This window comes from Sphingomonas sp. UNC305MFCol5.2 (assembly GCF_000712135.1).
Lineage (GTDB): Bacteria > Pseudomonadota > Alphaproteobacteria > Sphingomonadales > Sphingomonadaceae > Sphingomonas.
The window spans coordinates 43,335-65,736 of record NZ_JOOE01000001.1; the positions used below are offsets into that span (position 1 = coordinate 43,335).

General features: G+C 66.5%; 17 protein-coding genes. 11 read left to right on the forward strand and 6 right to left on the reverse strand.

Going from position 1 to position 22,402, the window contains the following annotated elements:
* Position 1 precedes the first annotated feature (1 nt).
* Complete coding sequence (locus BR78_RS0100220; protein ID WP_156022163.1) at positions 2 to 421, reverse strand: hypothetical protein; 420 nt, start codon at positions 419 to 421, stop codon at positions 2 to 4.
* Between the two features lie 243 nt (positions 422 to 664).
* Here BR78_RS0100220 and dnaE point away from each other — a divergent pair, with 243 nt between their 5' ends.
* Both dnaE and BR78_RS0100230 read left to right on the forward strand, forming a co-directional pair.
* Entirely contained in the window at positions 665 to 4,144 is a 3,480-nt protein-coding gene (dnaE, locus tag BR78_RS0100225) for a DNA polymerase III subunit alpha (protein ID WP_029934122.1), read from the forward strand.
* Positions 4,145 to 4,289: 145 nt separating this feature from the next.
* A complete protein-coding gene (locus BR78_RS0100230) occupies positions 4,290 to 5,873 on the forward strand; it encodes a long-chain fatty acid--CoA ligase (protein ID WP_029934123.1) in 1,584 nt (527 codons plus the stop codon).
* Between the two features lie 36 nt (positions 5,874 to 5,909).
* On the opposite strand, the gene BR78_RS0100235 is transcribed toward BR78_RS0100230, so the two are convergent.
* Positions 5,910 to 8,537, reverse strand: a complete 2,628-nt coding sequence (locus BR78_RS0100235) for a M1 family metallopeptidase (RefSeq protein ID WP_029934125.1) — start codon at positions 8,535 to 8,537, stop codon at positions 5,910 to 5,912.
* A gap of 122 nt (positions 8,538 to 8,659) precedes the next feature.
* Here BR78_RS0100235 and rutB point away from each other — a divergent pair, with 122 nt between their 5' ends.
* From rutB to BR78_RS0100265, 6 genes are all read left to right on the forward strand, one after another.
* On the forward strand, positions 8,660 to 9,394 hold the full coding sequence (rutB, locus tag BR78_RS0100240) for a pyrimidine utilization protein B (protein WP_051683132.1): 735 nt from the start codon (positions 8,660 to 8,662) through the stop codon (positions 9,392 to 9,394).
* A gap of 2 nt (positions 9,395 to 9,396) precedes the next feature.
* Entirely contained in the window at positions 9,397 to 9,780 is a 384-nt protein-coding gene (gene rutC / locus BR78_RS0100245; protein ID WP_029934129.1) for a pyrimidine utilization protein C, read from the forward strand.
* A complete protein-coding gene (rutD, locus tag BR78_RS0100250; protein WP_029934131.1) occupies positions 9,777 to 10,550 on the forward strand; it encodes a pyrimidine utilization protein D in 774 nt (257 codons plus the stop codon). Before rutC ends, rutD begins: the two co-directional genes overlap by 4 nt.
* Positions 10,551 to 10,552: 2 nt before the next feature.
* Positions 10,553 to 11,614 carry a pyrimidine utilization protein A gene (rutA, locus tag BR78_RS0100255; protein ID WP_029934134.1) on the forward strand — a complete coding sequence of 354 codons (1,062 nt, stop codon included), beginning with the start codon at positions 10,553 to 10,555 and terminating at the stop codon, positions 11,612 to 11,614.
* Between the two features lie 254 nt (positions 11,615 to 11,868).
* Positions 11,869 to 13,824 carry an AAA family ATPase gene (locus BR78_RS0100260; protein ID WP_231478059.1) on the forward strand — a complete coding sequence of 652 codons (1,956 nt, stop codon included), beginning with the start codon at positions 11,869 to 11,871 and terminating at the stop codon, positions 13,822 to 13,824.
* A gap of 74 nt (positions 13,825 to 13,898) precedes the next feature.
* The gene (locus BR78_RS0100265) at positions 13,899 to 15,143 is read left to right on the forward strand and encodes an SGNH/GDSL hydrolase family protein (protein ID WP_156022164.1); all 1,245 of its coding nucleotides are present in this window, start codon (positions 13,899 to 13,901) and stop codon (positions 15,141 to 15,143) included.
* 123 nt (positions 15,144 to 15,266) lie between these two features.
* On the opposite strand, the gene BR78_RS0100270 is transcribed toward BR78_RS0100265, so the two are convergent.
* Positions 15,267 to 16,337 (reverse strand): PA0069 family radical SAM protein, encoded by a 1,071-nt coding sequence (locus tag BR78_RS0100270; protein ID WP_029934139.1) that lies wholly within the window; start codon positions 16,335 to 16,337, stop codon positions 15,267 to 15,269.
* 53 nt (positions 16,338 to 16,390) lie between these two features.
* Between BR78_RS0100270 and BR78_RS0100275 the strand changes: the two genes are divergently transcribed.
* Positions 16,391 to 16,732, forward strand: coding sequence for a VOC family protein (locus BR78_RS0100275; protein WP_029934141.1), 342 nt, complete (start codon positions 16,391 to 16,393; stop codon positions 16,730 to 16,732).
* A gap of 58 nt (positions 16,733 to 16,790) precedes the next feature.
* Positions 16,791 to 17,321 (forward strand): YbjN domain-containing protein, encoded by a 531-nt coding sequence (locus BR78_RS0100280; protein WP_081855554.1) that lies wholly within the window; start codon positions 16,791 to 16,793, stop codon positions 17,319 to 17,321.
* Between the two features lie 258 nt (positions 17,322 to 17,579).
* Here BR78_RS0100280 and moaB read toward each other — a convergent pair whose 3' ends face one another.
* Genes moaB through BR78_RS0100295 form a run of 3 tightly spaced genes read right to left on the reverse strand, consistent with a single transcriptional unit; the run spans position 17,580 to position 20,615 of the window.
* Entirely contained in the window at positions 17,580 to 18,107 is a 528-nt protein-coding gene (gene moaB, locus BR78_RS0100285; RefSeq protein WP_029934145.1) for a molybdenum cofactor biosynthesis protein B, read from the reverse strand.
* Positions 18,097 to 19,893, reverse strand: a complete 1,797-nt coding sequence (locus BR78_RS0100290) for a lytic transglycosylase domain-containing protein (protein ID WP_156022165.1) — start codon at positions 19,891 to 19,893, stop codon at positions 18,097 to 18,099. Before BR78_RS0100290 ends, moaB begins: the two co-directional genes overlap by 11 nt.
* On the reverse strand, positions 19,890 to 20,615 hold the full coding sequence (locus BR78_RS0100295; protein WP_029934147.1) for a uracil-DNA glycosylase family protein: 726 nt from the start codon (positions 20,613 to 20,615) through the stop codon (positions 19,890 to 19,892). Before BR78_RS0100295 ends, BR78_RS0100290 begins: the two co-directional genes overlap by 4 nt.
* A 130-nt stretch (positions 20,616 to 20,745) precedes the next feature.
* On the opposite strand from BR78_RS0100295, the gene BR78_RS0100300 reads away from it, so the two are divergent.
* Entirely contained in the window at positions 20,746 to 22,401 is a 1,656-nt protein-coding gene (locus BR78_RS0100300; RefSeq protein WP_029934148.1) for an electron transfer flavoprotein-ubiquinone oxidoreductase, read from the forward strand.
* Position 22,402: the final 1 nt, after the last annotated feature.

Below are 22,402 nucleotides of genomic sequence, written 5' to 3' on the forward strand. Positions count from 1 at the left end.
ATCAGCGCAGCGCCGGCCCGGGCAGGCAGATCACATATTGCCCGTTCTTCGCCATTATCGACTTCTCGCTTTCGTCGCCCGCGACGAGCTTGCCGAGCTTGGTGAGCATCGCGACCATCGAGGTGGCGCCCGCCAGTGGACGGCCGCGCGGATCGCGGCGCGGGGCAGGGCGGGCGTTGCGCGGTGCGCGACGGCGCGGCGGCGAAACGCGGTGCATGCGCTGCGCGACCGCAGCGTCGTCCGAGCGACCGAATTCGCGCCACACGACACGGAAGCCCTGAGGCACCAGCGTCCATTCCCCCGCTTCCTCGCTGCGGATCAGATCGCAGCCGCAGCGATGGCACATGCTGAATTCCAGCCCCTGATTGTGATGGCGTCTGGTCGCAGGCACATGGTCCATCACGGAGCAAAGGATAGTCATCGCGAGCGTGGCTCCTGCATCGGACCGCGACGCGCACCCGGAACGGGAGCATCGCGATCGAAAGGTTGATCGTCGTTAACCATCCTTTCGGCCAGGTTGAGGGTGAGTCGCCATTCAGGTCGGTTCCGGTAAGCGTCTCCCACCAAGGGATTTGTACGGATGTTACCGGTCACTATTTGGAAAGCTGTGGATAGCGGAGCGCCTGCGTTGGCAAAGCCGCCGGCGCGCGCCTAGGGTATCGCGATGGCGCACTCGGGATTCGTACCGCTCAGGGTCTTCTCCTCCTACACGATGCTCGAAGGCGCGATCGAACCCAAGGCGATCGCGAAGCGCGCGCGCGAGCTGGGCTTCCCCGCGGTGGCGGTGAGCGACCGCAACGGGCTCTATGCCGCCATGTCCTTCTCGGACGCGTGCAAGAAGTCGGGCGTGCAGCCGATCGTCGGCACGCTGCTCGCGGTCAAGCGCCCCGAGCTGGCCGAAGGCGCGCCGGTCGCGATCGACTGGCTGGCGCTCTACGCGCAGGACGAGACGGGGTATCTCAATCTTTGCCATCTCGTCTCGGCGGCGCATCTCGATCGGCCGATCGAGGAGGAGGCGCACGTCACGCTCGACATGCTCGAGGGGCGTACCGATGGGCTGCTCTGCCTCACCGCCGGCGCCGAAGGCGCGCTCGCGCGGCTCTACGCTGAGGGGCAGGACAGCGCCGCCGAGGCCTATGCCCGCCAGATCGAGGCGCTGTTCCCCGACCGGCTCTATGTCGAGATCGTGCGGCGGCTGAACGAAGTCGAGGGCAAGGCCGAAGCGAAGCTGCTCGATTATGCCTATGCCCGCGACCTGCCTTTGGTCGCGACCAACCCCTGCTGTTTCGCCGAGGACAGCTTCCACGAGGCGCATGACGCGATGCTGTGCATCGCCAATTCCTCGTACATCGCCAGCGACGATCGCCCGCGTTCCTCCCCCGACGCGTGGATGAAGCCGGCGAACGAAATGAAGTCGCTGTTCGCCGACCTGCCCGAGGCGATCGCCAATACGCTCGTAGTGGCCCAGCGCTGCGCCTATGCCGCACCCAAGCGCAAGCCGATCCTTCCCAGCCTCGCCGGCGACCGCGAAGGCGAGGCGACGATGCTGCGCACGCTGTCGCACGCGGGGCTGGAAAAGCGGCTGGAAAAGGCCGGAATCACTGCGCCCGATCAGCGTCAGGCCTATGTCGATCGTCTCGAGTTCGAGCTCGACGTCATCATCCAGATGGGATTCCCCGGCTATTTCCTGATCGTCGCCGACTTCATCCAATGGGCCAAAGCGCACGACATCCCCGTCGGTCCGGGCCGCGGCTCGGGCGCGGGCTCGGTGGTCGCCTGGGTGCTGACGATCACCGATCTCGATCCCTTGAAGCTCGGGTTGCTGTTCGAACGCTTCCTCAATCCCGAGCGCGTGTCGATGCCCGATTTCGACATCGATTTCTGCGAAACCCGCCGTGGCGAAGTGATTCGCTACGTCCAGGAGAAATACGGCCGCGACACGGTGGCGCAGATCATCACCTTCGGGACCATGAAGGCGCGCGCGGTGCTCAAGGACGTCGGCCGCGTGCTCCAGATGAGCTACGGCCAGGTCGATCGCCTCGCCAAGCAGATCCCCAATCACCCGACCGATCCGTGGACGCTCGAGCGCACGCTGAACGGCGTCAGCGAGTTCAACGCCGAGTATAAGAACCACAGCGACGTCCGCCATCTGATCGATCTGTCGATGCGGCTCGAAGGCCTGCCGCGCCACTCGTCCACCCACGCCGCCGGCGTGGTGATCGGCGATCGTCCGCTCGCCGAACTGGTCCCGCTCTATCGCGATCCGCGCTCGGACATGCCCGTCACGCAGTTCGACATGAAATATGTCGAGGCGGCGGGGCTGGTGAAGTTCGACTTTCTCGGCCTCAAGACGCTGTCGGTACTCAAGAAGGCTGTCGAATTGCTCGGCGATCGCGGCATCGAAGTCGATCTCGATACGCTCGGCTGGGACGATCCCGAAGTCTATGACCTGCTCCAGCGCGGCGACACCGTCGGCGTGTTCCAGCTCGAATCCGAAGGCATGCGCCGTACTCTTACGGCCGTACGTCCCACCAATTTCGGCGACATCATCGCGCTCGTCTCGCTCTATCGCCCGGGCCCGATGGACAACATCCCGAGCTTCGGTCACCGCAAGGGCGGCCGCGAGGAGATCGTCTATCCGCACGCGCTGCTCGAGCCGATCCTGAATGAGACCTACGGGATCTTCGTCTATCAGGAGCAGGTGATGCAGGCCGCGCAGGTTCTCGCCGGCTACACGCTGGGCGGCGCCGACATGCTCCGCCGCGCGATGGGCAAGAAGATCAAGGCCGAGATGGACGCGCAGCGCGCGATCTTCGTCGAAGGCTGCGAGAAAGTGAACGGCATCAAGGCCGCCAAGGCCAACGAGCTGTTCGACTTGATCGACAAATTCGCCGGCTACGGCTTCAACAAGTCGCACGCCGCGGCCTATGCGCTGCTCGCCTATCAGACCGCGTGGCTCAAGACCCACCATCCGCACGAATTCTTCGCCGCGTCGATGGCGTACGACATCCACCAGACCGACAAGCTCGCGATCTTCGCTGACGACATGCGCCGGCTGAACATCGAGTGCCTGCCGCCCGACATCAACGCCAGCTTGGCCGATTTCCATGTCGAGAAGCACAACGAAGGTCTCGCGGTCCGCTATGCGCTCGGTGCGCTCAAGGGCGTCGGCGAGCGCGCGATGGAGCTGCTGGTCGAGGAGCGCGACGCCAAGGGCCGCTTCCAGTCGCTCGACGATTTCGCCAAGCGCGTCGATCCGCGCCTGCTCAACAAGCGCCAGGTCGAGACGCTCGCCGCGGCGGGCGCGTTCGACGGGATCGAGCCCAATCGCGCCGGCGTCCATACCGCGGCCGAGACGATCCTCGCGGTCGCCCAGCGCACGCATGACAGCCGGACGAGCGGGCAGGGCGGCCTGTTCGGCGAATCCGAGCCCAGCGGCGGCGCGATCAACTTGCCGCGCAGCGCGCATTGGTCGCTCGCCGACAAGATCGCCGCCGAGAAGGACGCATTCGGCTATTATTTCTCGGCGCACCCGCTCGATCGCTATGCGCACCTCGTCCGCAGCCAGGGCGCGCGCGAAATCGCCTCGCTGAACGAGGTTCCGATCCCGGACGGCGCCCGCGTCGGTGCCACCATCGCGGCGTTGATCGAGGATGCCCGCTGGCGCACCTCGGCGCGCGGCAACCGCTATCTGATGGCGACGATCTCGGACCAGAGCGGGCAGGTGCTCACCACCTGCTTCGACGATCTCGCCGCCGCGGACATGGAAGAAGCCGCGCGCGCCGGGGGCTGCGCGGTGCTTACCGTCGAGCTCGACAAGCGCCCGGGCGAGGATACGCCGCGTGTGTCGGTCAAGCGCGTCCAGCCGTTCGAGAGCATCGCCAATGTCGCGCGGCTGCTCGTAGATCTGGTCATCGACGATGCCAATGCGTTGCCCCGATTGGCCGAGATGATCGGCGAGGCGCGCGGCGGGCGGTGCACGGTCCGGCTCTGGGCGCCGCTGAGCGCCGAGGGGCAGGCAGAGCTCGTCCTCGGCCGCAACTTCCGCATCGACGAGGAACTGCTCGCGCGCATCTCCGGCTTACCCGGAATCCGCTCGGCCGAATTCGCCAGTACCGCGGCAATGCTGGCAGTGGCGGCGTAATCAGCTCGGTCGTCACCCCGGCACAAGGCCGGGGTGACGAAGGAGCGTTCGTCGATAACGAATCATTGCCGCCCGCCACTGCCTCTCGACACCGGCGCCTCTCCGGGCATACCCTCTCCTCAAAAATAAGAGCTGGAGAAGAGCGATGCTGGGTGGGATGCAGGATTTCGAGCTGCGCGTGATGCGCCTGCTCGATCACGCCGCGCGCGAGCATGGGCCGCGCGAGATCGTCACACGCTGGGCCGACGGCACCGAGACCCGCACCAACTGGGCCGGTATCGCGCGCGACGCCCGCCGCCTCGCACAGGCGCTCGAACGGCTCGGCGTGAAACCCGGCGAGCGCGTCGCGACGCTGGCGATGAACCACAGCCGCCATCTCGTCGCCTGGTACGGCACGATCGGCATGGGCGGGGTTATCCACACGATCAATCCGCGCCTCTTCGAGGATCAGCTCGCCTTCATCGCCAACCATGCCGAGGACCAGGTTCTGCTCTACGACCAGGCGTTCCAGCCCATCGTCGACAAGCTCAAGCCGCAATGGACCACCATCCGCCATTATATCTGCTTCGACGACGGCGCGTTCGAAACGCTGATCGGCGCCGAGACCGGCGACTATGCCTGGGTCGAGGGCGGCGAGCGCGAGCCGTGCATGCTCTGCTACACCAGCGGCACCACCGGCAATCCCAAGGGCGTTCTCTACACCCATCGGTCGACTGTGATCCACGCGATCACCGAGCTCCAGCCCGCCGAGTTCGACCTTTCCACCCAGTCGATCGCGATGCCGATCGTGCCGATGTTCCACGCGGTCGGCTGGGGCCTGCCCTTTGCCGGCGCGGCGGTGGGCGCGAAGTTCGTCTTCTCGGCGGTCAACGAGCCCAAGGTACTGTGCGAGCTGATGAACCGCGAAAAGGTGACGCACAGTGCGGGGGTGCCCACCGTCTGGTTCGCGATGTTCCAGTATATGGATGCGACCGGTGCCGCGCCCGAGCATCTGAAGATCGTCACCATCGGCGGCTCGGCGGCGCCGCGCGCGATGATCGAGCGGCTGATGAAGATGGGCATCCGCGTCAACCACGCCTGGGGGATGACCGAGACCTCGCCGATCGGTACGATGGGCGCGCCGTCGCCCGATTTCGACGATCTGACCTTCGAGCAGCAGGTCGATCAGGTCTCGAAACAGGGCAAGGTGCCCTTCGGAGTCGAGCTGCGCGTGGTCGACGAAGAAGGCGCCGAGCAACCGCGCGACGGCAAGAGCTCGGGCCGCCTCCAGGTCCGCGGGCCGTGGATCATCAAGCAATATTTCGGCGAGGAACAGCTCGCGGTCGATCCCGACAACTGGTTCGACACCGGCGACGTCGCAGTCCTCCACCCTGACGGAACGATGCAGATCACCGATCGCGCCAAGGACGTGATCAAGTCGGGCGGCGAGTGGATCAGCTCGGTCGAGCTCGAAAACGCCGCGGTCGGCTGCGCGGGCGTCGCCGAGGCCGCGGCCATCGGGGTGTTCCATCCCAAATGGGACGAGCGCCCGATCCTGCTGGTGGTCCGCAAACCCGACAGCGCAGTGACGGCCGAGGCGATCCAGGCGCATCTGGAGAAGCAGGTCGCCAGATGGTGGCTGCCCGACGAGATACACTTCGTCGAAAGCCTGCCGCACACCGCCACCGGCAAGCTGCTCAAGACTGCGATCCGCGCGCAGTACAAGGATTTCAAGCTCGCGGCGGCCTAGCGTTCCCCTCCCTTGCAGGGAGGGGAGTCTTGTTGGTTACTTGCCCGCCAGCACCGCCGCGCTCACCTCACTCGCCTTCGCATCCTTGAACCGCGCACAGTTGCGGATCGCTTCCAGCGCGCGGTCGAGATCGAGCGTGCTGTCGTTCGCGAGCTGCGGGCGCAGCTTGGCGTCCACTGCCGCGGCTGCCTCGTTGGTGCACAGCACGTTGAACATCTGCGCCGCGCGCGCCGAGAAGATGCCGCCGCCGCCCGCCGCCTTGGAGAAGGTGTCGAAATTGGTCAGCATATAGTCCGAGGCGATGTCGCGGGTCTTCGACGAGCCGAGGAAGCTCGCGGTGGCATAGAGCCGGCCGACCTGCGGCAGGCGCGAATCCTTGAAGTCGTTCAGGAACCAGCGCGCGACATCGGGGTTCCCCGAGCTGCCGATCGCCTGGAACGCGACCTGCCGCAGCGTCGGATCCTGCCCCGCGAGACCCTTTTCGGCGAGGGTCTTCGCCAGCGGAACCCCCTTTTCCTCCACGTCGAGCGACAAAGCGAGCTGGGCGAATTGCGGGTCGAGCGCCTTGGCGTCGCCGGCCAGATAGGCGTCGGCGGCCGCAATCAGCTTGGCCCGCACCGCCGCATCACCGCCCGCGCCCGCGACGAGCTGGACCATGTCGCTACGCAACTTCTTCTTGTCCGGAGTGTCCGATCCATAGGCGCCAACCGCCGGATCGAAGCCGAGTTCGGCAAGCTTGGGCCCATAGATGTCGGCGATAAGCTTCCGATAGACCGGCAGCGCGGCGTCGCTGATCAGCCCGCGCCGCAGCATCCCGCGCAGCCGCGAGCCGTTGTCGAGCGCGGCGTTGGAGGCCGGGTGCGCCGCCATGGAGCGGGTGAGTGCCATCAACTGCGGGAACGTCGCCTTGCCCGCATAGAAGGACGCCCACAGGCTGTCGGTGACCGCGAGCGCTTCGCCTTCGGGAAGCGTCGGCGCGGCGGCGATCAGCACATTCCACCCCGCCGGATCCATATCGAAGCGATAATAGCCCCAGCCACCGGCATTGGGGACGATCACGCCGTCGCCCTTCGCCTCGATCGCGCCTTCGGCCTTGTCGAGCAGCGTGCAGCTGCGCACCGCCGCACGGCGGACGCAGACGGGAACGATCCACTGGGTGGCAGGCAAATTGCTGCCGAAATAGGCATAGCGCGACTGGCTCGCGGTCAGCCCGTTGCCGTCGCGCTTCAGCGTCACCACCGGCACGCCTTGCTGGTCGACGAAGCTCCTGAGCGATGCCAGCACGCGCGGATCGTGCGCGGCGCTGGCGAGCGAATCGAAGAACTGATCGGTCGTGGCGTTGCCGTGATGGTAGCGCTGCATGTGCAGCCGCACGCCGTCGCGGAACTTCTCCTCGCCCAGATAGGCGGCGATCATCGCCACCACCTGGCCGCCTTTGCCATAGGTGATCTGGTCGAACGCCGCGTCGATATTGGCGTCGCTGGTGATCTTCTCGTGGATCGGCCGGCCGGCACCGAGCGCGTCGATCTGCATCGCGTCGAACGCCTCGTCGATCGCCGAGACGCCGATGTTGAGATCGGGCCGCCATTCGTTGCCGATGCGATAGCCCATCCAGTTGGCGAAGCTCTCGTTGAGCCAGATGTCATCCCACCAGGCAGGCGTGACGACGTCGCCGAACCATTGGTGCGAAAGCTCGTGCGCGACGACCATGCCGAAGGTCTGCTTGTCCTCGGTCGGCGCGCTCTCGTCCAGGAACAGGATGCCGTCGCCATAGATGTCGGCGCCGGCATTCTCCATCGCGCCGGGCATTACCGGCGAGCCGATCTGGTCGAGCTTGGGATAGGGGAAGGGCTGGTCGAAATAATGCTCGAGCAACGCAACGATCTTCTTCGATCCGTCGAGCGCATATTGCATCTGCCCGGCATAGGGCTTGGTCGCGACGATGCGCAGCGGCAGCGGCTGCTTGCGCTGCGGGGTCGCAGGCACGGTGCCCTGGAGCGTGACGAACGGGCCGGTGACCAAGGCGACCAGATAGGTCGGCAGCGGTTCGGTCGCCGCGAAGCGATGCTTTACCAATTTGCCCGCGGTCAGCGGCTTGCCCTGCTCGGGCGCGTTGCTCACGGCGACAAGGCCGGGTCTGGTGGTGACCGAGACGGTGAAGGGCGTCTTGTATCCGGGCTGGTCGAATGATGGGAATGCAGCGCGCGCATCGATCGACTCGAACTGCGACCAGCTATACCAGTCGTCACCTACCTTGATCCGGTACAGCCCCGAAGGGCCATCCGCGAAGGCCGCATCGTAATCGAATTTGAGCGTCAGCTTGCCTGCCGGGATCGTGCGGCCGAAATCCACTTCGGCGAGGCCCGTGGGCGATTTCTGGGTGAAGGTCACCGGCGTCTCGCGCTTGCCGATCCTGACCACCGCCTTCGCCACCTTGAGGTCGCGTCCGTGCATGAAGATCGCGGCCGCGGGCTGCTTCAGTTCCACGTCGATCTCGGTGTGACCGGAGAAGCGCTCCCGCTCGGGCAGGATCGTCATGTCGAGCCGATAGGCGATCGGCTTGACCGTATCGGGGAGCTTGCCGGTCGGTAGCGGCGGGGCGGACTGGGCGAGGGCGGAAGCGGGGACAACGAAGGCGCAGAGCGCAAGCAGGAAGACGCGCATCGGGATTCCTTGAAGGGATGCCGATGCTTAAGCGGGGGAGTGCATTATGGCAATGTCACACCGGGGGCCTTGCGGGCGGCCTGTGCTTGGTTCACCTTCGCAGCCGCAAAACGAGGCGTGCAATGGATCAGGCGAGCGGCGTGACGGTGGGGACGGCGGCGGCGAGCGAAGCCGCGGTGACGTTGCCTGCGCGGCCCGAACCGATCCGCGTGGTGCCGTCCGAGACCGCGGTCGTCGTGATCGACATGCAGAACGCCTATGCCTCGCCCGGCGGCTATGTCGACCAGGCCGGCTTCGACATTTCGGGCGCGGCGGGCACGATCGGCCAGATCGCCAAGGTGCTCGAAGTCGCGCGCGGCGCGGGCGTACAGGTGGTCTATCTGCAGAATGGCTGGGACCCGGACTATGTCGAGGCCGGCGGGCCCGGCTCGCCCAACTGGCACAAGTCCAACGCGCTCAAGACGATGCGCAAGCGCCCCGAACTGGCTGGCAAACTGCTCGCGCGTGGCGGCTGGGACTATGATCTGGTCGAGGGGCTCAAGCCACAGGATGGCGACATCGTCATCGGCAAGACGCGCTACTCGGCCTTCTTCAATTCGCAGCTCGACAGTGTGCTGCGTTCGCGCGGCATAAGGACGATCGTCTTCGTCGGCATCGCCACCAACGTCTGCGTCGAAAGCACCCTGCGTGACGGCTTCCATCTCGAATATTTCGGCGTGATGCTGGAAGACGCGACGCACCATCTGGGCCCGCCGATGATGCAGGAGGCGACGATCTACAATGTCGAGAAGTTCTTCGGCTGGGTGAGCACTACCGCCGATTTCTGCGGCAGCTTCGGCCAGATTCCCAAGGAGTGACCATGCCCTTCATGCCCGTAAACCCGCCGCAATTCCCCACGCCCATCGCGCCCTATTCGGCCGGAGCAAAGGCGGGCAACACCGTCTATGTCTCGGGGGTGCTTGCGCTGGGGGAGGGGGGCGTGGTGCTCCATGTCGGCGACGCCGCGGCGCAGACCCGCCACGTGCTCGACGTCATCAAGATCACACTGGAGGCCGCCGGCGCCACCCTCGAGGACGTGGCGATGAACCACATCTTCCTCAAGGATCTCGCCGACTATGCCGCGTTCAACGCGGTCTATGCCGAGTATTTCCCGGGCGCCAAGCCCGCGCGCTACTGCATCAAATGCGATCTGGTGAAGCCCGACTGCCTCGTCGAGATCGCCAGCGTGGCGCACATCGGTTGATCGACGGGCTCTACTGGGAGGAACATGGCAGCGGGCCTCCGCTGATCCTTTCGGCGGGGCTGGGCGGCTCGGGCAATTACTGGCTGCCGAACCTGCCCGCGCTTGCCGAGCAGCACCGCGTCATCCTCTACGATCATCGCGGCACCGGGCGCAGCGATCGGGCACTACCCGGGACGGTGACGGTCGAGCAACTGGGCGACGATATCCTCGCGCTGATCGCCGGGCTCGGTCTTGAGCGCGCGAGCATCCTCGGCCATGCCGCCGGCGCGGTTGCCGGGCTGGCGGCAGCACTCGCCGCACCAAAACGCATCGACCGGCTCGTCCTCGTCAACGGCTGGCCGGCACCCGATCCGCATTTCCTGCGCTGCTTCGAGACGCGGCTGGCGTTGCTCCGCGACAGTGGCCCGCGTGCCTATCTGCGCGCGCAGCCGATTTTCCTCTACCCTGCCAACTGGATCTCGGAGCATTCGGATCGGCTGACCGCGGAGGACGAGGCTCATCTCGCTTATTTCGCAGGCGCCGAAACCTATGAGAAGCGCATCGCAGCGCTTGCCGCCTTCGATGTGGACGCGCGCCTCGGCGAAATAGTCGCACCCACTCTTGCGCTCGCCGCCGACGATGACATGCTCGTGCCCAGCAACTGCTCGAAGCGGCTGGCGGAGGGCATCGCGGGCGCGCGGCTGGCGACGATGGACTGGGGCGGCCACGCCTGCAACGTGACCGATCCCGACACCTTTAACCGCCTCGTGCTCGAATTTCTGGGGGAATAGCCATGCAAGTCGGTGTCTTCGTGCCCATCAACAACAATGGCTGGCTGATCAGCGAGAACGCGCCGCAATACATGCCGAGCTTCGATCTCAACAAGGAGATCGCGATCCGCGCCGAGAAGCACGGCCTCGATTTCCTCCTCTCGATGATCAAGCTGCGCGGCTTCGGGGGCAAGACCGAGTTCTGGGAGTACGGCCTCGAAAGCTTCACGCTGATGGCCGGGCTCGCCGCCGTCACCGAAAAGATCAAGATCTACGCCACTTGCCCCACGCTGGTGATCCCGCCCGCCTTCGCCGCGCGGATGTGCAACACGATCGACAGCATCAGCCATGGCCGCTTCGGGCTCAACCTGATCACCGGCTGGCAGCGGCCCGAATACAGCCAGATGGGCCTGTGGCCCGGTGACGAGCATTTTCGCAATCGTTACAAGATGCTGGACGAATATGCGCAGATCCTGCGCGAACTCTGGGAGACCGGCCGCAGCGATTTCAAAGGCGACTATTACCAGATGGACGACTGCCTCGTCCGCCCCACGCCGACGGGCGACATGAAGATCATCTGCGCCGGCAGCTCGGACGAGGGCCTCGCTTTCTCGGCCAAATGGGCGGACTATGCCTTCTGCCTCGGAAAGGGCGTCAACACGCCCACTGCCTTCGCCTTCAACAACGAGCGCCTCGCGGCCGCGACCGAAAAGACCGGACGCGACGTCTCGGTCTTCGTCCTCGTCATGATCATCGCCGCCGAGACCGACGAGGAGGCGATGGCCAAATGGAGGTCGTACAATGACGGTGTCGATATCGACGCGATCGCCTGGCTCAAGGACCAGGGCGCGGCCGACAAGCACAATGCCACCACCAATGTCCGCCAGCTCGCCGCCCCCGAAGGCGCAGTCAACATCAACATGGGCACCCTGGTCGGCAGCTACGAAAGCGTCGCGCGGATGCTCGACGAGATGGCCGAAGTGCCCAATACCGGCGGCGTGCTGCTCACTTTCGACGACTTTCTCGAAGGCGTCGAGAATTTCGGCACGCGCATCCAGCCGCTGATGAAGAGCCGCAAGCGCTGATCTTGCGCACCCGGAACGATTAGGCTAGGGCCCCGCATCCCGCGGGTCCGCCCGGGGAATTGGAGAAGAGAATTGCTGGACTTCCACGCACTATCGGGGATCGCCCCGGGAAGCCTCCGCACTCTCCCGTAAACGCCTGACCCAGGCGTCGCGGAGAGGGCAGCTGCTCTCCCGCGGAAAATCCCACAAACGAACGAAACGCCCTGAGCGAAGCTGCGCGTCCGCGCGCCGTCTCGCCGGGCCGGGATTGGGTTATGATGCACGAACAGGAAATCGTCCGGGGCATGTTGCGCCGGATCGGCCGGGACGTTCCCGGCACGTCGCCGCTGGGCAAGGCGGTGCTCGGCTGGGCGCGTCCGCATGCGCGCTGGCTGCTCGGCGAGCGCGTCGAGAAGGCGAAGCTCGGCTGGCGCGATCTGCGCGCTCCGCCGGCGGCAGACGCGGCGCCGGGCGATCCCGCGCGCCCGCTCGAGGTCGCGGCGCGTTTGGCGGAAGCGCTGCGCTTCGACGCGGCGGACAGCTGCGTGCTCGTCATTGCCGTAGCGATCGAACGCTGCCCGCGTGCCCGCGCGCTCGGCCTCGTCCTCGCCGAGCAGGAGTACGACCTCTCGCAGATGCTCGCCGAGCTGGCGGGGATCGAGCCCCACGCGCTGCGCCGATCGCAGCCGCTGCGGCTCGGTCTCGTGCGCCTTCACACGCGGCGCGGCGGCGGGGTTGAGCTCGACATCGGCTGGACCGTCGATCGGCTGATCGAGCGCCCGACGAGCGATGCCGAGGGGCTGCTCGAGATCGCCGTCGGCCCGCGCCAGCAGGCGCGGCTCGTCCCCGGCGATTTCATCGGGCGCGAGGCCGATATCGGCTTCCTCGTCCGGCTGCTCGCCGGCGCGGTCCGCGAGCGCGCGGCCGGTGTCAACGTGCTGATCCACGGCCCCCCGGGAACCGGCAAGACCGAGCTCGCGCGCACGCTCGCGGCGGCGGCGGACGTGCCGCTCTACAGCGTTGGCGAGGCGGATGAGGATGGCGACGAGCCTTCCCGCTGGGACCGCGTCAACGCCCTCAGCCTCGCGCACCGCATGCTCGCGGAGCGCGGCGGCGCGGCATTGCTGTTCGACGAGATGGAGGATCTGATCGGCGACGTGCAGCCCGGCAAGGGCGACTGGATGCGCGGCCGTCAGGGATCCAAGCTCTGGGTCAACCGGCTGGTCGAGACCAATCCGGTCCCCGTGCTGTGGACGACCAACGCGATCGGCAACCTCGATCCCGCGATCGTCCGGCGGATGAGCTATGTCCTGCACCTCGGGGCACCGTCGCATGCGGCGGGGCTCGGCATGCTCGATCGCATCGGCCGCGAGGAAGGCGTCGCCTTCCCCGAGGCGGTGCGGGCGCTGGTCGGTGCCGCGCCCGAAGCGGCGTCGGTGCTCCGCGTCGCGGCGCGGGCAGGGCAGCTCGCCGGCGGGCCGGAGGATATCGGGCGCGCCGCGGAGTCGCTCGTCCTCGCACTGCGGCGGGGCACGCCGGTGCCGGTGGCAGACGGCGAAGTCGATCTGTCGCTGTTCGAGGCAGACCGCGATATCGCGGCCCTGTTCGCCAGCATCGCGGCGCCGGGCGCGCCGGCGGACATCTCGCTGTTGCTCACCGGCCCGCCGGGCACGGGCAAGACCGGGCTCGCACATCATCTCGCGCGTGCGCTCGATCGGCCGCTGCTCGTCAAGCGTGCGTCGGACCTGCTCTCGAAATGGGTGGGCGAGACCGAGCAGCAGATCGCCGAGGCGTTCCGCGAGGCCGAGCGGCGCGGGGCGGTGCTGCTGTTCGACGAAGTGGATTCGCTCCTCTTCGATCGCGGCACCGCGACTCGCAACTGGGAGGTGGGCCAGGTCAACGAGCTGCTGAGCTGGCTCGATCGCCATCCTCTGCCCTTCGTCGCGGCGACCAACCATGTCGAGCGGCTCGATCCCGCGGCGCTCCGGCGCTTCGTGTTCAAGCTCCGGCTCGGCCCGCTGGGGCCGGCGCGCGCGGCAGCGGCATGGGAGCGCTTCTTCGGCAGCCCGGCGCCCGCCGCGCTGGCGGAGATCGCCAACCTGACCCCGGGCGACTTCGCGGTCGTGCGGCGCCAGCTCCGCTTCACCGGCGGAGACCAGGGCTTCATCCTTGCCCGGCTCCGCGCCGAGGTCGAGGCCAAGCCCGGTGCGACGGGGCGGCTGGGGTTCTGAACCCCGGCCGCTCCGGCCATTGCCACGCAGGCGCCCGCGCTTATGGTAGCGATATCAAAAGGCGGAGGATGCGAATGGCGAGGATGCGCGGGCCGATCGGCCTGCTGGTGGCTCTGTGCCTGGGCGGCGCCGCGGTCGCGCAGGAGCGGCCGCATTGGGTGGCGAGCTGGGCGACTTCGCAGATGGTCCCCACCAACGAGAATGTCGCACCGGCCGAGGATCTGACCGATGCGACGCTCCGCCAGATCGTCCGCGTCACGATCGGCGGCAAGCGCGCGCGCGTACGGCTGTCGAACGCCTTCGGTACTGCGCCGCTGGTGGTCAGCGCGGCCAGCGTGGCCCTCTCGGCCGACAACACCACCTCGCGCATCGTCCCCGCCACGCTCCACCCGCTGACCTTCGGCGGCGCCGCGAGCGTGACGATCCCCGCAGGCGCCGACTATCTCTCCGATCCCGTCGAGCTGCCCATAACGGCAGGCGCCGATCTCGCGCTCACGCTCCATCTGCCGAGCCCACCCGATCGCCAGACCGGCCATCCCGGCGCGCGGGCACACAGCCATTTCGCGCATGGCCAGCAGGTCATGGCCGAAGCGCTCGCCGGCGCGAAGACCTCTACCCGCTGGTACGTGATCGGCGACGTCGAGGTCGATGCGCCCGGCGCGCAGGCGCTCGTCATCCTCGGCGATTCGATCACCGACGGCTATGGCGTCCAGCCCAATACCAATGCCCGCTGGCCCGATCGCCTCGCCGTCCGGCTGCGCGCCAATCCCGCGACCCGCAACATGGCGGTGCTCAACGCCGGTATCGGCGGCAACCGGCTGCGGCTCGACGGCAACGGCCCCAACGCACTTGCCCGCTTCGAACGCGAAGTGCTGACGCCGCCCGGGGTAACGCACCTCCTCGTCCTCGAGGGAATCAACGATCTCGGCACGCTTACCCGCGAGGCGCCCGCGACGCCCGAGCAGCACGCCGCCCTGGTCCGCGAGATGATCGGGGTACTCCGGCAGATCGTCGCCCGGGCGCGCTCGCATGGGATCAAGGTGATCGGCGGCACGATCATGCCCGACGGCGCCTCAGGCTATTATCATCCCGATGCCGCCAACGAGACCGATCGCGCGGCGGTCAACGCATGGATCCGCACGCCGGGCAATTTCGACGCACTGATGGATTTCGACGCCGCGATGCGCGATCCGGTCAATCCGATGCGGCTGCGGCCGGATCTGGACTCGGGCGACGGGCTCCATCCTTCGATCGTCGGATACCAGGCGATGGCCGATGCGGTGCCGCTGGCGTTGTTCTCGAACGCGAAGAAGCGCTGAACCCCACCGTCACCCCCGCGAAAGCGGGGGCCCATCTCCCGAATGGGCCGCAATCACCACAGCCGTGATGCGGGAGGGCGCCGGAGATGGGTCCCCGCTTTCGCGGGGATGACGGATGACGGTCTAAAACAACTCCCCCTGCGGCCCTGCGGGCGGCCGGAACAGGTCGGTGCGCAGCCGCAACCGCTCGCCGTCCAGCCCGTAGCGTTTCGCCGCGATGTGGAAGCGTTTGCGCAGCAGCTCTGCCCAAGGCCCTTGTCCGCGCATCCGGGAGTGGAAATCGGGATCATTGTCCCTGCCGCCGCGGATCGACTGGATCGTCGCCATCACCTTGCCCGCGCGATCCGGAAAATGCGTATCGAGCCACGCCCGGAACAGAGGCGCCACTTCGTGCGGCAGCCGCACCGGCAGGAAGAATGCCCCGCGCGCACCCGCTTCCGCGGCCTTTTCCAGGATATGCTCGATCTCGTGATCGGTGATCGCCGGGATTACCGGCGCCATCGACACGAAAACCGGAATCCCCGCTTGCGTAAGCGTGCGAACCGCCGCGAGGCGCTTGGCGGGGGAGGGCGCACGCGGCTCGACCGTCATCGCGATCCGCGGGTCGAGCGACGTGATCGACAGCATCACCGCCGCCAGCCCCTTCGCCGCCATCGGCGCGAGCAGGTCGATGTCGCGCGTCACCCGATCGGATTTGGTGGTGATCGTGATCGGATGGTTGCACTCGGCCAGCACTTCGATGCAGCCGCGCGTGATCCGCCATTTGCCTTCGATCGGCTGATAGGGATCGGTGTTGGTCCCGAATGCCACGGGCCTGCACGCATAGCCGCGCTTCGCCAGCTCGGCGCGCAGCAGCACGGGCGCGTCGGGCTTGGCGAACAGCCGCGTCTCGAAATCGAGCCCCGGCGACAGATCGTGATACGCGTGGCTCGGCCGCGCGAAGCAATATATGCAGCCATGCTCGCAGCCGCGATAGGGGTTCACCGATCGATCGAAAGCGATGTCGGGCGAGTTGTTGCGCGTGAGGATCGTCTTCGGCTTCTCGACCGTTACCGTGGTGCGCAGCGGCGGCGCCTCGCCGTCCACGGCCTCGCGTTCGTCGCGCCAGTCGCCATCCTCCTCGCGTTCGGGCAGGTTGAAGCGGATGCTGTCGCGATTGAGCGTGGCGCCGCGAATGGCCCGAGTCTTTGCCATTGCCATATGCTAGGCGCCGGACTAGAACATATCAAGAACGAATGGAGGAATCGATGGCGCGTATCTCTTATGTCGAACTGCCGGTGAAGAATGTCGCCGCGGTCCGCGATTTCTATGCGAAGGCGTTCGGCTGGGGCTTCACCGATTTCGGACCGGATTATGCGGCGACCACCAGCGGCGATGTCGATGTCGGGCTCAACGGCACCAGGGATCAGGCGATCGCGCACTTGCTTCCGATCGTCGAGGCGCAGGATCTCGAAGCCGCGCTCGAGAGCGTGACGGCGGCGGGCGGCGAAGTGACCGTGCCGATCTTCGCCTATCCGGGCGGCCGCCGCTTCCACTTCCGCGATCCCGACGGCAACGAGCTGGGCGTGTTCGTCAACGAATCCGGATAGCGCGGATTGCGCGAACGGAGGCGGCTGCTAGTTTCGCCGCTCAATCAGGGGGAAATCGATGCGCCTGCTTCCGTTCGCCGCCGGCATTGCCGTGCTTTGCCTTTCGGCACCTGCGTCCGCCGAGGATGCCAAGCCTTGCGGCGCCGGGCTGATCTGCGCCAGCAATCCCGCCACCGTGATGGCGGCGATGGAGAAAGCCGAGCTGAAGCCCAAGCTCACCAAGGACGGCGACGGCGATCCGATGATCGAGAGCGACGAATCCTCTTATCATTTCGACGTCTATTTCTATGGCTGCAAGGACCATAAGAATTGCGACTCGCTGCGCTTCGAAGTGCTGTTCGAGAAGGCGCCGGAGAACACGCCCGAATTCGTCAACAAGTGGAATTCGAAGAAGCGCTTCCTCCAGGCCTTTGTCCGCAACGACGGGCAATTGGGCGCCGCCTATGACGTGGCCACCATCGGCGGGCTCAACGCGGCGAACTTCGCCGACGTTCTCGACTGGTGGAATTCGCAGCTCCACGAGCTGGCGACGTTCTTCAAGGAAGAGCTCAACCTGCCGGATCCCAAGACGGACAAGCCGAAGAGCTGAACCTGAGGATGTATCGACATTCAGCCCGAAGTCTCCCTCTCCCCTTGATAGGGGAGAGGATAGCGAAGCTTGCCAGCTTGCTGGCTAGCGTAGCTTGGTGAGGGGTAGAGCGGAGCGAAGCTCCGCGCGGCCGTTGCACAGCCGCACCCCCTCACCCAGCTCCGACTAAGGCTCTGCGAGCCTAAGTCTGCGCAACCCTCTCCCCCTTGCAGGGGGTGAGGGAAGTAAAGGACTGAATGTCGACACCACCTAACCCCGCTACCGCTCCATCAGCCGTGGCATCAGCTCGACGAAATTGCACGGCTTGTGGCGGATATCGAGCTGGCTCGCGAGGATGCCGTCCCATGCGTCGGTGACCGCCCCGGTCGAGCCCGGCAGCGCGAAGATATAGGTCCCGCGCGCCACGCCGGCGGTGGCGCGCGATTGGATCGTCGAAGTGCCGATGCTCTGATAGCTCAGCCAGCGGAACAGCTCGCCGAAGCCGGGTATTTCCTTGTCCTGGACACGCGCCAGCGCCTCGGGAGTGATGTCGCGCCCAGTGACGCCGGTGCCGCCGGTAGTGAGGATCACGTCCACCTGCGGGTCGTCGATCCAGCCGTGGAGCCGGCTGACGATCGTCTCGACATCGTCGCGCACGAGTCCACGGTCGGCGAGTTCGTGCCCCGCTTGCGTCAGCCGTTCGACCAGCCGGTCGCCCGAGCGATCGTCCGCGAGTGTCCTCGTGTCGGAAATGGTGAGCACCGCGATCCGGACCGGCCGGAACGCGATCGTCTCGTCAATTGCCACCGGCAACCTGTGCGCTGGCCGGAAGCCGCGGCGTGAGGCGGGCGCTGACCTTCACGGCCTTGGCGCCCGGCAGCCCCGGGAATTTCGGCCAAAGGCCCTGCGTCAGCGCAGCGCGGCTCGCCGAGGCGCGGCCTTCCTGATTCTCGTACATCCAGTAATTGCGCAGCACGGTCATCACATAGCCGCGCGTCTCCCAATAAGGGATGCTCTCGATGTAGAGCAGGGGATCGCCATTGTCCTTGCTCATGCTGTTCCACAGAGCGACCGGAGTCGGCCCGGCATTGTACGCGGCGATCACCTTGGGCAGCAGGCCCTGGGTGAAGGGCTGGTCGCGCAATTGCTCGAGATAGGACTGGCCGATCTCCATGTTGACCGAAGGCTTGGTCAGGTCGGACGCGGCATAGGTCACGCCCTGGCGGCGGCCGACATCGATCGCGGCGCCGGTCTTGACCTGCATCAGCCCCATCGCGCCCGCGGCGCTGCGGATCTCGGCGTTGAACCGCGATTCCTGCAGCGTGTGCGCGAACACCAAAGCCTTGTCGACGCGCCAGCCGCCCGCGGGGGTCCAGTTGGGCGAGGGATAGCGCGCCTGCACCAGCGGCCGCGCGCCGGCAGGGCCGTTATGCGAGAGCCAGAGCTGCGTCGCGGCAAGGTTGAGCCGGCCGGCGAGGCGGGTGAGCGAAGCGTGGTCGCCGGGCGTGCAGAATTTGGCCTGGTGGCGCAGCACTTCGTTGGCGAGGCCGTCCTCGCCGATCTCGGTAAGCGCCGCGGCGACGCGGACGTTCGGGCGCCGCTCGAGCGCGCGCCAATCCTCGGCGACGAAGCGTTCGCCGGTCACCGGCTTGTCCTGGATGCCGAGTGCCGCCTTGGCGAGCAGCCCGTAATAGGTTTCGCCGAACTGCGCCGCGGCCTTGAGACGCGTGCTCACCTTTTCGGGTCGCCCGCACGCCATGTCGGCGCGCGATGCCCAATAGAAGCCCGCCGAGCGGAGTTCGGTATCGGTAGCGCGCATCGCGACGCGCTCGAAAGCGTCCGCCGAGGCATTGCAGTCGCCCTGCCGCCAGGTGGCGAGCCCCGCGACCCAATCGGCCTGGCCGACCCATTCGCCGACGCCCAGCTGGGCCTTTGCCGCCACGCGCCGCGCATTATTGTCGTCACCCGAAACATAATAGATCCAGGCGACCTTCTGCTGCCATTCGGTCAGTGCCTCGGGCGTGAGATCGAGTGCGAACTTTTCGACCACCGCCTCGGCCTGGAGACCGTCATCGGCCTTGACGAAGGGCTGGATCTCGATCGCGACCGAAGTCGCCGCGGTGTCGCTCTTGATCGAGCGCGCACGCTGGCGGACCGGCGCGCCGTCGAACCAGATCAGCCGCGATGCGGCGGGAAGGGCGGGGGTGTCCAATGCGCCGCGCGCCTTGGCCATCCGCACGAGCTGCTCGGCCTGTGGCAGATCGGGCGCCTCCGCCAGCAAGGCGAGGATTTGCGGGAGTTCGACCTTGGGCGAATCCTTGGCGGTGTAGAGTTCGGCGCGGGCTAGCGCGTGAAGCGGCCCCGGCTTCATCGCATCGAGCTGAAGCTGCGCGTCGGTCCATTGCTCGGCGCGTATCGCGGCGAACACCCGGCGATATCCCGCACGCTGCTCGGCATCGAGCTGGTCGGGCACGCCGTCGCCGTCGCGCACCGCCGCAGGGGCTGCAGGACGCGTATCGGCGGTGAGGTCGTCGGCATGCGCGGTCGCGGGCAGCGCGAGCAGCGCGACGGCGATGATGGTACGCTTGATCACTCGGCTGTCCCCCGGCTCAACAGCAGCAGATGCTTCCAGGCTTCGCTCTTTGCGGCCGGCCGCTCCAGCAGGAAGCGGGGATGGTAGCTCGCCACTGCCGCCGTTTTTGCCTCGAAATGGTTAACGAGACGTATAGGATTTGTTAGGGAATTTCCCGCCGTCTCAGCCAACACACGGCTCGCCGATTGCCCGAGCAGAAACAGCTTCTGCGGGCGGAGCAAAGACAAATGATGCCGCGCTAGCTCGATCAGCCGCGCCTCTTCGTCGGGTGCGATCCGTCCGGTCATCGGCCGCGCCCAGGCGAGCGGCAACAGATGGACCGATTCGCGGCTCGATCCGATCGCCGCGAGCATCTTGTCGAGCAGCCGGCCCGCCGGCCCCGACATCAGCATTTCGGAATCCTCGGCTTCGGGAACGTCGGTGACGAACACCCATTCGGCGTCGATCGGGCCCGTCGGCGCGAAGCGCGGCATGTGCCATCCGGCCTCGGGCGCGGCGTCGCTCATCCGCCATTCGACAAAAGCTTCCAGCGTGTCGGGCAGCGCCTCGGCCACCGGTGCCGCTACGGCGGTCTCGCTCGTTACGGCGGGGACAGGCGGCGGCGTCCGCGCCAGCCAGTCGCGGACATCGTCCTCGACGAGCATGTCGACACCCGCATCACGCCACCATTCGAGCGTGCTCGCGACGGCCTTCTGCCAATCCTGAACTACTTCCCCTCCCATACCGTATCTTTGAATCCTTGTTGACGCCGCGGTCAATCTGCCTCCAATCGCAAGCAGACAGGACGTTGCGGAACCGCGACGACAGGCTCGACGCTACGTCCACGTGAACGACTCGCAAGGGATTAAGAGGATGAGCGAACGAGAGTCGATGCCTTATGATGTCGTGATCGTCGGCGCGGGTCCCTCGGGCCTGGCCGCGGCGATCCGGCTCAAGCAGCTGGCCGCGGAGGGCGGGCAGGAGCTTTCGGTGTGCATCCTCGAGAAAGGCTCCGAGGTCGGCGCGCACATCCTGTCGGGCGCCGTGGTCGATCCGCGCGCGCTCGACGAGCTGCTGCCGACCTGGCGCGAGGACGGCTGTCCGCTCGCCGCCACCCCGGTCACCGAGAACCATCACTGGATCCTGACCGAGAAGGGCAGGGCGAGCTTCCCCGAGTTCATCACACCCCCCTATCTCCACAACAAGGGCACCTATACCGGCAGCCTCGGCAACCTTTGCCGCTGGCTCGCCGGCAAGGCCGAGGAGCTCGGCGTCGAGATCTTCCCCGGCTTCGCCGCCGCCGAAATCCTCTACAATGACGATGGCAGCGTGAAGGGCGTCGCCACCGGCGACATGGGCGTCGCGCGCGACGGCCACCACAAGCCCGATTACGCCCCCGGCCTCGAGCTCCACGCGAAGTACACTCTGTTCGGCGAAGGCGTCCGCGGCCACCTCACCAAGCAGCTCCAGCGCCAGTTCGACCTCTGCAAGGATGCCGATCCGCAGGTCTACGGCATCGGCATCAAGGAATTGTGGGATATCGATCCCGCGAACCACGTCCCCGGCAAGGTGATCCACACCCAGGGCTGGCCGCTCAGGGACGGCGAGTCCAACGGCGGCGGCTTCCTCTATCATCAGGCCGACGGGCAGGTGGCATTGGGCTTCGTCCTCTGGCTCAACTACAAGAACCCCTATCTATCGCCCTTCCACGAGATGCAGCGCTGGAAGACCCACCCTGAGATCGCGAAGATCCTGAGGGGCGGCAAGCGCGTCTCCTACGGCGCTCGCGCGATCAGCGACGGCGGCTGGCAGTCGGTGCCGAAGCTGGTGATGCCCGGCGCGGCTTTGATCGGCGATACCGCCGGTTTCCTCAACGTACCCCGCATCAAGGGCACGCATACGGCGATGAAGAGCGGCATGATGGCCGCCGAAGCCGCCTTCGCCGCGGTCCAGTCCGGCCGCAGCTCGGACGAACTCACCGCCTATCCCGAAGCCTACAAGACCAGCTGGGTCGAGAAGGAGCTGCGCGGCGTCCGCAACGTCGTGCCGCTCGTCAAGAAGTTCGGCGACACCTGGGGGACGATCCTCTCGGGCGTGGCGATGTGGATGGAACTGCTCGGCCTGCGCTGGCCCTTCACGATGAAGCACCATCCCGATCACGAGAGCCTGTGGCACGCCAGCGCCGCCACGCCGATCGAATATCCCAAGCCCGACGGCGTGCTCACCTTCGACCGGCTCTCCTCGGTGTTCATCTCGAACACCAATCACGAGGAGGATCAGCCGGTCCATCTGACGCTCAAGGATCCCGACATCCCCTTGAATTACAATCTTCCCATATACGCCGAGCCGGCCCAGCGTTACTGTCCGGCGGGTGTGTACGAAGTCGTAGGGGAAGGTGATGATCTGCGGTTCCAGATCAACGCGCAGAATTGCGTGCACTGCAAGACCTGCGACATCAAGGATCCCACGCAGAACATCAACTGGGTGGTCCCCGAAGGCGGCGGCGGCCCCAATTATCCGAACATGTAGC